The sequence below is a fragment of the Corynebacterium tuscaniense genome (assembly GCF_008693065.1).
GTDB classification, from domain to species: Bacteria; Actinomycetota; Actinomycetes; order Mycobacteriales; family Mycobacteriaceae; genus Corynebacterium; species Corynebacterium tuscaniense.
Genome location: NZ_VXKH01000195.1, coordinates 1 through 570, shown reverse-complemented (window position 1 = coordinate 570; position 570 = coordinate 1). Strand labels below are relative to the sequence as shown.

Sequence of the window (570 nt, the reverse complement as noted above, 5' to 3'; positions counted from 1 at the left end):
GCAAGCCCCAAAATTTTTGCTTCCCCCGAGACCCGCCGCACCCCGGTTGGGCACACCAGCTTAAGGTCTGGCACAGGCCCACGGCAGACGAAGGTGAAAGTTCCCCCGGCCCGAGATTGCCCAGAGATTAACCATAGGTATCCCGCGGCCCACGGCCTTTCACATGCAGCGGACCTTTGCGCCAACTCGGCGGGCGCGGCCCAAAAATTTTTAGCTCAGTAATAATATTGGGCCCCACCTTGGAAGCGATGGTGGAAAGAATCTGCCGCTGCATCATCCGCAGGTTGGTCGCCCACGCGGTGGAATCACAGGAAATAAAAACAGTCGTTTCCTTAATCATCTCGATATGCGTATGCGCGGCGATTTTCTCGCCCACCAACTCATCCCAATGCGCATGCACCCACCCTTGGGCTAGGTCACGATCCCAGCCGCGCTTCTGGAACTCCACATCCAAAATCGCGCCTAAGGAACTCAATCGTGAAGGTGCCGGCAAGGCCCGCCCATCCGGGCCGGTTGGGCGCCCAACCCGGCGCGGTGTGTTGCTTTTCTTCTGCGGTTTAGCCACGCGCT

The 570-nt window shown here is 58.8% G+C and carries 1 protein-coding gene; it reads right to left on the bottom strand.

Features of this window, described 5'->3' with window-relative positions; translation table 11 throughout:
* Positions 1–127: 127 nt before the first annotated feature.
* On the bottom strand, positions 128–570 hold a 443-nt coding region (locus F4V54_RS11250), incomplete at its 5' end, for a DciA family protein (protein WP_150387186.1).